Annotated in this window: 7 protein-coding genes; 4 read left to right on the top strand and 3 right to left on the bottom strand. The window is 57.3% G+C overall.

From position 1 onward, the window contains the following. Window positions 1–16 precede the first annotated feature (16 nt). Window positions 17–688: a hypothetical protein gene (locus NP603_RS06880; RefSeq protein WP_256610176.1), complete on the bottom strand. Its 672-nt coding sequence runs from the start codon at window positions 686–688 to the stop codon at window positions 17–19. A gap of 777 nt (window positions 689–1,465) precedes the next feature. On the opposite strand from NP603_RS06880, the gene NP603_RS06875 reads away from it, so the two are divergent. The 4 genes from NP603_RS06875 to NP603_RS06860 all read left to right on the top strand — a co-directional run bounded on the left by NP603_RS06875 (window position 1,466) and on the right by NP603_RS06860 (window position 9,246). Then, entirely contained in the window at window positions 1,466–3,778 is a 2,313-nt protein-coding gene (locus NP603_RS06875) for a PAS domain-containing hybrid sensor histidine kinase/response regulator (protein WP_256610175.1), read from the top strand. Window positions 3,779–3,969: 191 nt separating this feature from the next. Further along, window positions 3,970–4,632: a response regulator transcription factor gene (locus NP603_RS06870; protein WP_256610174.1), complete on the top strand. Its 663-nt coding sequence runs from the start codon at window positions 3,970–3,972 to the stop codon at window positions 4,630–4,632. Between the two features lie 310 nt (window positions 4,633–4,942). After that, a complete protein-coding gene (locus NP603_RS06865; protein WP_256610173.1) occupies window positions 4,943–5,590 on the top strand; it encodes a response regulator transcription factor in 648 nt (215 codons plus the stop codon). Between the two features lie 62 nt (window positions 5,591–5,652). Beyond that, window positions 5,653–9,246, top strand: a complete 3,594-nt coding sequence (locus NP603_RS06860; protein WP_256610172.1) for a PAS domain S-box protein — start codon at window positions 5,653–5,655, stop codon at window positions 9,244–9,246. On the opposite strand, the gene NP603_RS06855 is transcribed toward NP603_RS06860, so the two are convergent. After that, window positions 9,222–9,956, bottom strand: coding sequence for a GGDEF domain-containing protein (locus NP603_RS06855; RefSeq protein WP_256610171.1), 735 nt, complete (start codon window positions 9,954–9,956; stop codon window positions 9,222–9,224). The genes NP603_RS06860 and NP603_RS06855 overlap by 25 nt on opposite strands. 271 nt (window positions 9,957–10,227) lie before the next feature. Beyond that, window positions 10,228–10,503: a hypothetical protein gene (locus tag NP603_RS06850; RefSeq protein WP_256610170.1), complete on the bottom strand. Its 276-nt coding sequence runs from the start codon at window positions 10,501–10,503 to the stop codon at window positions 10,228–10,230. Window positions 10,504–10,578: the final 75 nt, after the last annotated feature.

Raw genomic sequence — 10,578 nt, 5'->3', positions numbered from 1 at the left:
GACGAATTTGATTTTATCAACTCGCCGATACTTTTACCGAATTGCGCCGAAACAGGTTTAACAACACGAAACCCAGCGCGATTAAACTGAGCGGCATAGGTTCGGGAACGGTGTCGAATTCATTATCCAAATGATCTATGATGCTGCCATTAGCAAACAGCGTATTTTCTACCTTAATTGATACTTTGCCTCCAAAATGAAAATGCCCGTCTTCCGGATCCGGTTTGCCATTCTCGCTAATCAAGGTGAGAAATTTTGTGTCCAATCCGGGGGAATTATAGAGATCCTCTCGCACGATTTCGCCGACGCCCGCGGCCACGTCGGTATCCAATCTGGCGCTATAGATACGTTCATTTGCGAAGGCATCCATCGTGTACCATATGTCGCCGCCATTGCCTCGATATCCGCCCATTGCGTTAAAATCAAAACCGATGGTATAAAAATCTTCTCCGCCTATCTCGACCTCGCGCATTTGGACGCCAATGTCAGATTCGCGGCCTATTAGGTCGCCGCTTAGACCACCCCAAGTAAACCGCATATCGTTATCGCCGTCCACAATAGGCCCTTCGGACATCCAGTTGGAAATGGTTTTAGGTATCGTGATACCCCACTCCCAATCCCCAGCATAGGCACCTTGGCTCGCCAATAGTGCTCCAGCCAATATTGCCGCAGATAATGCCGTTTTCATTTTTATTCTCCCAATTTAATTAATAACCATCTTTGTCGCCAATCAATAACACAGTCACGACAATACTCGGCGTAACCACTGGTTAACGCGACGATATTAATAACACCCGCTGCCATCCGGACATATTGGGATTACTACGTAAGCAAAATTACATAGGTAAAGTCCCGTAGTTTGCTCAAAATACCGCTAAGTTTGCCTTTTAATATCGGCCGGCGAGTATAATCGGGTAACCTGCGATCAACCGAGCGCAAAGACGTTCTCCGCCAGACGCGGACTCGGCAGAGACCGGTGCGGACATCGCAGCGCAGCGCATTGCATGTCAAATCGATTCAACCCTTAAATGTTTTACCCGTTCGTGTCGAGCCCTTCGGCTGCGCCCAGCAGAGCCTTGACGAAGCGCCGGCAGCCTTTCGAAGGCTAATAGCCAAGGGGCGTAAAGGCCACGGAGATTAAAACTTCACAAGGCCGGATCAATAAGCAGGTAGCGACCGATGAATCGCCGATGCGGCGTTTTCGCTATCCTAAAGCTAACCGCTTTTAGATGGCGCTGCGCGGCGGTGTAAGCAGGACGGATTCGATTTTTCGGGGAATTTCCGCTTCTCATCAGTAGCTCCCTGAAATTTAACGGTCACTTTTGCCGAAGGATCCACTAAAACTGCCGCAACCAATTTCCTGCCGATAACCCGGCACAAACCGCGAGCAAGTTCCGCCGACACGATGATTCGCCGAGGAACCTATACTTGTCTCAACCTTTTCCCTGCACATCGAGGCCGTTCCATGCTCCAAACATTAATTGGCCAATCGGCCGCAATCCTCGAGAGTTACTCCATCGCCCTCGTGGTGACCAAGGAAAGGCACATCGTCTGGGCGAACCGGGCCATGCATGCCATGTTCGGTTACGAGCGGGACGAATTGATCGGGCAATCCACCCGAATTTTGTTCGTCGACCAGGAGAGCTACGATGCGTTCGGCAGGGAGGTTCATGCCAGGCTCGAAACGGATGACGCTTATAACGGCAGTTTCCCGCTGAAGCGCAAGGACTCCAGCGTGGGCTGGTACGAATTCAACATCTCGCACCTGGCCGGCCACCCCGAAAGTACCGTGGGCGCGATTGTCGACCGCACCGAGAGCCACCATACCCGCCGACTGCTCGAAGAAAGCGAGGCGCGCTTCCGGATGGTGGTGGAAGATCAAACCGAAGTCATCAGCCGCTTCCTGCCGGACGGCACCTTCGTCTTCGTCAACGACGTCTACTGCCGTTTGTTCGGCAAAACCCGCGAGCAACTGATCGGCCAACGCTGGCATCCGGTCGTTCATCCGGACGATCTGGCGATGGTGGAAGCCCGACTGCGCACCATGTCGCCGGACCATCGCCTCGTGTTCATCGAGAACCGGGTAGTTGTCGGCGGCGGAGCGTTGCGCTGGATGCAATTCGCCAACCGCGGTTTCTACGATGCCGCCAGCCAGTTGAAGGAAATCCAGTCGGTGGGTCGGGATATCACCCGCCTGAAGGAAATAGAGAACGGCTTGCGCGAAAGCGAGGCCCAATTGCAGCGAGCACAGGCCGTCGGACGTATCGGCAGCTTCCAGATGGACGCCAACGACAAAGACGTTTTCAAGATTACCCAAGAAACCGCCCGCCTGTTCGACCTTGACGATAAACACGTTGCGACGGTCGATGTCTGGTTCGCGCGGATCCATCCCGAAGACAGGGATAAAGCCGAAGCCGCCTGGTGTGCCGCATTGCAGGGTGAGCCGTATGACCTGGTCTACCGCATCGTCGTGCGCGGGCAAATCCGCTGGATTCGGGCTTTGGCCGAACTGGAATTCGATCGGCAGGGGCAATGGCTCAACGCGGTCGGGACCGTGCAAGATATCTCCGATCTCAAACAAGCCGAGGCGGCCCAAGTCAAAGCCCAGCAACATGCCGAGCATGCCAATCGTGCCAAAACCCGCTTTCTGGCCGCCGCCAGCCACGACTTGCGCCAACCGCTCCAGGCCATTCTGCTCTTGATCGAGGTGTTAAAGGCGCACGGCCTGAACGAAAAACAACAAGAGATCGTCCAGCAATTGTCGCGTTCGTCCCGCGCCCTCGGCGACATACTCAACCAATTGCTCGACATGTCCAAACTTGAGGCCGGCGCTATCCAGGCAGATCCGGAGACGATCTGCTCCCAAGACTTGCTGGTAATGATCAAAGCGGAGTTTGCCCCGCTCGCCGCCGCGAATCAGCTGCGGTTTGACCTGTTTCGGTCGCGGCGCTGTCCGTTGCTGTATACCGACCGGCAGCTACTGATGAACCTGATGCGCAATCTGGTCGGCAACGCCGTGAAATTCACGGAACGCGGCCGCATCCTGATCGCGATCCGGCCACGTGGCAACCGGGCGCTGATTCAGGTCTGGGATACCGGCATCGGCATCCCCCGGCAAGCTCTGAACGCCATCTTCGACGAATACGTCCAGATCAACAATCCGGAGCGGGACCGCGCCAAAGGCGTCGGCTTGGGGCTGTCCATCGGCAAGCGCCTGGCCAAATTGCTCGACACCGAAATCCACTGCCGCTCCGAGCTGGACCGGGGATCGATGTTCGAATTCAGCGTGCCTCTGGATGCGAGCTGCGGCATCGAACTAGCCCCCTCGACCGCGGAAACGGGCGCAGTTGCCGGCTCCGGCCTGTCGCCGGGGAAACGGGTGCTGATCGTCGAGGACGACCCCGATCTCGGCAAAGCCCTCAAGCTTGCATTCGAAATGCAGGGCCTGCAGGTGTTGCTGTTCCGTTCCGCCGAAGCAGCGCAGGCCAGTCCGACCTTCTACGCGGCGGATTATTACCTGTGCGACTATCGCCTGCCCGGTATCGACGGCTTGCAGTTTCTCGACGCCGTGCGGCAAGCGGCGCCTGGGCCGATCAGAGCCGTGTTGCTGACCGGAGAGACCACCTCCGAGAATCTGGCGCGCATGAAGGAATCGGGCTGGCCGGTCCTGGGCAAGCCGGTCAAATTCGACAGCCTATTGTCGACGTTGGAGGCGTGTTCGGATGAGTCGCTGCCGGAGACCAAGCGCCGGCCATCAACCGCGAAACGAGGCCGATAGCTGGCGCCGGCAGCCAACTTGCCTTACGGGCGGAGCGGCCTTTTCGCTGTCTCGGTCCGGCAATCGATGCGGTTAACGCCGACCCGGAAAACATCCTGCACAATCGGCAATTCGACCGCAAAATGCAATTCGGGTCCATGAGTAAAAACACCCATATGCTCCGGTTATTCGCGACTGATAGACTACGCTGCATGGTGAAATCAAAAATCGAATCTCCGCAGACTGTTTTCATTATCGACGACGACGAAGCCGTGCGAAAGTCGTTGGCAATGGTGCTGGAAATGGCAGGCATGAGGGTTGCAACCTACGACAGCGCCGAAACGTTTCTGGCGGAGGACCTGTCGCGCTGCAACGGCTGCGCAATCGTCGACATGTTCATGCCCGGCAGGAGCGGTCTGGAATTGCAACAGCACCTGATCGACAACGACATCGCGTTGCCGATTGTGTTTCTGACCGGACACGGCGAAATTCCGATGAGCGTCGCCGCGATCAAACACGGGGCCGAGGATTTCCTGGTCAAGCCGATCACCGTCGAAAAACTGCTACCCGTGATTCAGGCGAGTTTGGCGAAAAGCGAGCTGATGCAAGCCAAAATCAAGCGCCAGCAAGAAGTAAAGTCGCGCACGCTAAAATTGACGCAACGGGAATGGGAAGTGCTGCGCTTGACTACCGAGGGTTTCTCGGCCAAAGAGATCGCCCGCGACCTCAATATCAGTTTCCGCACCGTAGAAAAGCACAAGAGCAGCCTGTTACTGAAAACCGGCGCCAAGAACATGCTGGACTTGCTTTCCGATGTATTGACCTCCGGCGCACTGAACGAAGACGACCTTGGGCTGAGTCTGAAGGCCGAATAACCCCAGCGAGCGGCGGCCGGGATAGCCGCAATCCCTTGCCTGAGCCTTCCTGCGCAGCTCTATCGAAGCAGGCCTCGATCTGGCGCACATGCGGACTGCAAATGGCGGCAAAGGTAGCTGACCTCGTTCGCGGCAATCGTTGTGGTTTGCCGAGATCTCCCGCCCGCAATTCATGGCGGACATTGCCCGCCGTCAAAGCAATGAGCGCAAACGCTCATCGCACCGTCACGCCGGCGCTGGCGGAACCCATCCCGCGATAAGTGTTAATCCCCATTTACAGCGGTCGAACGCCCTTGCTATTTTGTCTGCCATGACTGAGCTACCGATTCGCCCCTTACCCAAGATATTTGTGGTCGACGACGACGCCTCGCTGCGTAAATCCTTGATGTTAGTACTGGAACAGGAAGGCATGGCGGTCAGCGCATTCCATTGTGCGGAGGACTTTTTGGCGGCGGAACTACCGCAGAGTCGCAGTTGCGCCATCGTCGACATGCACATGCCGGGCATGAACGGCCTGGAACTGCAAGAAACGCTGATCCGGAAAGGCATTGCCTTGCCGGTGATCATCCTGACCGGATACGGCGAATTTTCGGCCAGCGTCCGGGCCATCAAATCCGGCGCCGAGGATTATCTGGTCAAACCGGTGGCCCGGGAAAAATTGTTGGTCGCCGTCCATTCGGCCTTGGCGAAATCCGAGCAGATGCTGGGGATAGCTGACCGCCGCCAACAAGCCCGCCAGCGGGTGGAACAATTGACCCAGCGGGAACGGGAAGTCATGCAGTTGGCGATCAACGGCGCCAGCGCCAAGGAAATCGCCCGCAATTTGAACATCAGCCATAGAACCGTGGAAAAGCACAAGAGCAGCCTGATGCACAAGACCGGCTCGACAAATCTGCTCGATTTGGTCAAACTGGCTACCGAATCCGGTCTGGCTTACGGCGACCACTCGGAACCGTAGCCGGCCGACTGTTACTTTTCGCGCGCCCCACCCAGGCGTAAAATCTGGAGGCCGGTGTTACCATGAACCAGCCCGCTTCGGCACTGGCGCCCTTCAAGCAATTCATCGATACCCTGCCGGATGCGACGCTGTTGCTCGATAGCCGGCACAGGATTCTGTTCGCCAACAGTGTGGCCGAAACCGTGTTCGGCTACACCCGCGCCGAATTGGAAAAGTTGGATATCGACCTGCTGCTGCCGCCACGTTTCCGTGCTGCCCACCACCAGCAGCGGCAAAGTTACATGGCAGACCCTGCGGCCAGGCGCATGGGCAGCGACCTGAACCTGTGGGGCCTGCATAAGTCCGGCCGCGAATTTCCGCTGGAAATCGGGTTGAGTCCGCTACAAACCGAGCCGGAATTGATCATCGTCTGCAGTGTCCGCGACATCAGCCATCTGAAACAGGCCGAACGGGCGCTGATCAACGACGAGCGCTTCCGCCTGTTCTTGGCACATGCGCCGTCCGCCATCGCGATGTTCGACCGGGACATGCGCTATCTGGCGGTGAGCAGGCGCTGGCTGGAGGACTACCGGCTGGAACGGCGCGACATCATCGGCTTGAGCCACTACGAGGTGTTTCCGGATATTCCGGACCGCTGGCGCGCCATCCACCGCCGCTGCCTGGCCGGCGAGGTGCTGCGTACCGACGAAGACGTGTTCGTCCGCGCCGACGGCCGAACGGATTGGGTGAAATGGGAAATGTGCCCGTGGTACGCCGACGACGGCAATGTCGGCGGCGCAATTTTGTTCACCGAAGTCATCACGGCGCGCAAGGAAACGGAAATCAAACTGCGCAACAGCAAAGACCAGTTCCACAAAATCTTCGACAACGCCGTCACCGGCATTGCCATCACCGGTCTGGCCGGGCGTTTTCAATATTGCAATAGCGCGTACTGCGCCATCACCGGTTATACGTTGGCGGAACTGCAAAATCTCGAGTTCCGGAACTTGATCCACCCCGATGATTTAGCAGCCAACCTGGCCGAAGTCCGGCGAGTGGTCGGCGGCGAAATCGCGTCGTTCGTCATCGAAAACCGTTATATCGCCAAGAGCGGGCAACCCGTCTGGGTGCGAAAATACGGCTCCACTCTGCCGGGCGACCCGATGCAACTGATGGTAATCGCCGTCGACATCAACCAGCTGAAACAGATCGAGTTGGATTTGCAACAAAGTTACCGGAATCTGGCCGCCAGCGAACGGTTGTTCCGCAGCCTGATCGAATCCATGCCGCAGATGGCCTGGATTGCCGATAGCGCCGGCGTCATCCGTTTTGCCAATACGCAGTGGTTGGCTTACCTCGATTGCCCGAATCCGCAACATCCGGACGACGTCTGGTTCGCCCAGGTTCACCCGAACGATCGCCAGCGGGCGATAATGGCCTGGGAACGAGCCATTCGCGAACACGCTTCGTTTAACCTGGAATGCCGCTTACTCAACTTCGACAACAGTTACCGCTGGTGGCAGATCCGAGTGGTAGCGTTGCACAAAATCACCGGCGATGCCGGCGAATGGCTAGGCATCTGCACCGATATTCACGATCTGAAACGCGAAGAGGAAGCTTTGGAATTGCTGAATAGCGCCTGTTTTCGGCTATGGCAAACCAACAATCTGGAGGACGGGCTCCAGGAAATGCTGACCGCGACCATGGGCTTGCTGCAGACGGACATGGGCAACATCCAATTGCTAAGCAAGGACGGTGATTTACAGATTGTGGCGCAGCAAGGCTTTCGCCAGGATTTTCTGGACTTTATCCGCAGCGTGTCGCCATCAACGCCGACCGCTTGCCGCGTGGCATTGAGTACCCGCCAGAGGAAGGTCATCTCAGACGTTGAACAGGACCCGTTTTTTGCACCGTTCCGCGATGTCGCCCGCCAGGCCGGTTTCCGGGCCGTGCAAAGCACGCCGTTGATGTCGCGCGAGGGCCAACCGATCGGCGTGATATCCACCCATTTCCGTTCGCCGCGGGCGTTGGACAGCCTGGAAGCCGGCATGCTCGACATCTATGCGCAACAGGCGGCCAATTTCATCAAACGCTGCCAGGCGGAAACCAAACTGCGGCAAAGCGAGGAACACTTCCGCAACGTTTTCAACAATGCCTTGGTCGGGATTTCGGTCAGAGACAGGAGCGGAAATCTGTTGGATTGCAACACGGCTTATTGCAATTTACTGGAGTATAGCCGCGAAGAACTGCAGGGACTGCCGCTGAACAAAATCATGTATTCCGCCGACATCGAAGCCTACCTGCGCAACTTTCGGGAGCTAACCGCAGGCAACATCCGATTCTTCCAAGTCGAAGCTCGCTATGTTTGCAAATCCGGCGCGCTGCATTGGGTCAACCAGTACGTCTGTATCTTGCACAAGCAAAACGGCGAGCAGGAGACAGTGTTGACGGTGGTTTCGGATATTTCCGCACTGAAACATAGCCAAGCCGAATTGCGCGACAACAAACGGCATCTGGAAACCGCAGTGAAAGCGCGGACCCAGGAACTCAAAGAAGCGCTGATTGCGGCGGAGAAAGCCAACGAGTTCAAAACCCGGTTTTTGAATGCGGCCAGCCACGATTTGCGCCAGCCGCTACAGTCGGCCGATTTGTACCTGTCGGTCCTGGCCAAGCGACTGGAGGCGTCCGACAGTAAGGCGCTGTGCGACGATCTGCACGAGTCGATCGCGATGATGGGCTCTATCCTCGACGCGCTGCTCGACATCGCCCGCTTGGAAAGCGGCATTATCGTTCCCAGTAAACGCGATTTCCCGCTGCGCGAACTGTTCGACCGCCTTGCCGCCACCACCGTGCCGCAGGCGGCGATCAAGGGCATTCGGCTCGACTATCGCCACGAGGACTGCACGATACATAGCGACCCGGCTTTGCTGGAACGCGTCGTCGGCAATTTAGTGGCTAACGCCATCAAGTATACCGAGCGCGGCCAAATCACCGTATCCTGCACTTGCTGCGGCCGCACGGCGCGGATTTCGGTGGAAGATACCGGCATCGGTATGCCGCCCGATAGTTTGGCGCATATTTTCGAGGCGTATTACCAGGTGAATAACGCCGAGCGCCACCGCGACAAAGGCTTGGGTCTGGGGTTGGCCATCGTCAAGCATATCGCCGACATTCTCGGTTTGCAGTTAGCAGTGGCGTCGCAGGCGGGCGTCGGCTCGGTGTTCTCGGTGGAGGTGCCGTTGGGTAGTGCACTGCCTCCATCCGCCGCCGTCGTGCCGGTAAAGCCGGCCGTTTGCAACAATAGCTCGTCTCACATTTTGTTCATCGACGACGATCCGGCGATCTGCAAAGCGGTGAAAATGCTGTTCGAAGCGCACGGCATCAGCGGCTATTTCGTCCAGAACGGCGAGGCGGCAATGGCCGCGATTGCGGACGGCTTGCGACCGAGTTTGATTATCAGCGATTACCAACTGCCGGGTTTGGACGGCATCGAAACCGTCGACCGGATTCGCGCCGCGGCCGGCGTCGAGCTACCGGCGCTGATCGTCACCGGCAACACCGGGTTGACGAAAACGCTGGGCAAGCAGTTGCCGAATTGCAAGGCGTTCTCCAAGCCGCTGGAACCGGAACGCCTGTTGGAATTGATCGCAAGCTACTTACCCGCCGCTGGGGCATAGGGCGTTAAGGCCTGCGCCGGATCGAAGCGCAACAACTGCTTCATGCACTTTTTGGCCCGATACATGTTTGCATCGGCTTGGCCGATCAGTTCTTCGATATTTTGCTGGTCGGCCGGATAGGTGGCGATCCCGATACTGATGGTGAGTTCGATGTCGAGATCGTCGACGCGGTACGGCATACATAATCGCTTGCGGATTTTGTCGATGACAATGTCGCCGCTGTCTTGGCCAGACATTTCCGGCAACATTACGATAAATTCGTCGCCGCCGTAGCGGCAGGCGGTATCGCCGCGGCGGATGCAGGCTGTCAGCCGCTGCGCCACTTGCTGCAAAATCCGGTCGCCCACCGCATGGCCGAAGCTGTCGTTGATGTGTTTGAACTTGTCCAAATCGAGAAACAGCAACGCCACCGGTTTATGGCGCCGCGGCGATTGGGCGACTGCCAGTTTCAGGCGGTCTTCGAACAGGCGCCGGTTCGGCAGCCCCGTCAAATCGTCGTGATCGGCAAAGTAACGTGCCTGCAGGTAGCGCTTCGCCAACTTTTTCAATCTTTTCTTACAGGACAGGTTGTCTTTCGCCAGCGCTTTGATCTGTTCTTGGGCAATGGTTAAGCGCTGCAAGTTCTCGGCATATGCCGTTTCGAGATCGGCCAGCTTTGCGGAGTATTCGCTAAATATCGGGATAGGCTCGAGTTTGGTGTTCTGCAACATAAATTTTCCTGGGTCTTAGCTGCGTAGCGGCGGTTAATGGTCGGCCAATCCGCCCCCGATTCGCCGGCCTTGCCCCTGGCAGGCCTGCCGGAACGGGCTTGGATTTCAGCGCCGAAACCAGGGGCCATTCCAGTTGCGCGGCGGAAGCAATACCACGGCGACCTCGGCCGGATGAGCAACGGCGCAAATACGGCGAAAACGGTGTTTACATCGGGTTTCCATGCCGTCGCCGGAGCGCAATAAGGTCCCGCCCCCGCGTGATAAGCCCTGCCTATGGCAGGACGTGCCGTCTGAATGCCGCAGCATCGACGGTCAATTGCTGTAGCGCCGACGTTGCTTCCAGCCGGGACGGAAACGGCCCGTGGAACACCGCCCGCTCGTCGAAGCGCCGGACTCTGACGTGCTCCGGCCAGTTGACCACGTAGTAGCCGGCCGGTAACGGGCGGCCATTGTAAGTCTGGTAATTGCGCTGATAGGACTCGGCATCGATCAGCGCATAGTCCTGAAACACCGATACGATTTCATAATTTTCATAATCGACTTCCACCAATTCACTCCTTAATGGATAAAAATTACGGTTTGGATTGCAATCGAATCGGCGGCAGGATGCCGCACAGCAGAA

Source organism: Methylomonas aurea (genome assembly GCF_024505045.1).
Lineage (GTDB): Bacteria > Pseudomonadota > Gammaproteobacteria > Methylococcales > Methylomonadaceae > Methylomonas > Methylomonas aurea.
The sequence above is the reverse complement of the archived record's forward strand: the minus strand, read 5'-3'. Positions and strand labels throughout refer to the sequence as shown.